Annotated in this window: 1 protein-coding gene; it reads right to left on the bottom strand. The window is 67.7% G+C overall.

Annotation, left to right across the window (positions count from 1 at the left end):
* The coding region (locus tag MXD58_RS25400; RefSeq protein WP_250610186.1) for an amidohydrolase family protein at window positions 1-1,045 on the bottom strand (1,045 nt) is incomplete at both ends.

The following is a 1,045-nucleotide window of genomic DNA, read 5'->3' as shown; positions in this document are numbered from 1 at the left end:
TTCTCGGCGGGGTCGATCCCCATGACCTGCGCCAGGTTGGCGCCCATGACCTTGCGCTTCTCCTCGCTGGTGAGCCCGTCCAGCTCGTCGATGAACGTGACCGGGTCGAACAGGCCCTCCGGGTGCGGATAGTCGGAGCCGAACAGCACGTTGTCCGCCCCCAGCAGCTGGACGAGACCGACGACGTCCTCCTCGTGGAAGGGGTGGACGAAGATGCTGCGCCGCCAGGTCACCATCGGATCCTCGTCGAACAGCCCCGGCTCGCGCTCGTACAGCTTCTCGAACTGCGTCACCAGCGGACGCGCCCAGGAGCTGCCGTTCTCGATCGGCAGGAAGCGCAGCTTCGGGAACCGCAGCGCCAGGCCGTGCCCGATGATCGAGGTGATCTGGTCCTTGATACAGCGGTGCTCGCTGTCCACGACCGTGTGGAAGACCGACCGCTTGCTCTTGAACGGCAGGTACTCCGCCCCGCCGGCGCCCTCCCAGTCGTTGAGGTAGCGCTGGGACCCGTCATCGGAGGCGTGCATGCCGACGGCGATACCGGCCTCCTCGACCCGCTTCCAGAACGGGTCGAACTCCGGCAGGGCGAAGGACCGGCGCCGGCCGTTGTAGCCGGGCACGGGCGCCGGCCGGACCAGGATCGCCCGGGCGCCCCGCTCGACGACGTAGTCAAGCTCGCGCAGCGCCTCGTCGAGCACCGGCAGGGTGATGATCGGAGTCGGGAAGATCCGGTTCTCGAAGTTGTACGTCCAGTGCTCGTGCATCCACTGGTTGAGGGCGCGGATGACGATGACGGTGCTGTCCGGATCGTCCGCGAGGCGTTCCTCGAGCAGGCTGGCCAGGGTCGGCCACATCATCGCCCGGTCGATGCTCAGCTCGTTCATGAGCTCCAGGCGGTCGGCCGGGTTGAAGTACGCCGGCACGGAACGGATGTACCGCGGCGGCGGAGCTGGCGCGATGTCACCGGGCTTCGTCTTCGACGACGGGTTCTTCAGCCGGAACTCGATCTCCTGCGCACCAGGCGGCGCGACGACGCTGAACGTCG

This window comes from Frankia sp. AgKG'84/4 (assembly GCF_023242965.2).
GTDB lineage: Bacteria > Actinomycetota > Actinomycetes > Frankiales > Frankiaceae > Frankia.
The sequence above is the reverse complement of the archived record's forward strand: the minus strand, read 5'-3'. Positions and strand labels throughout refer to the sequence as shown.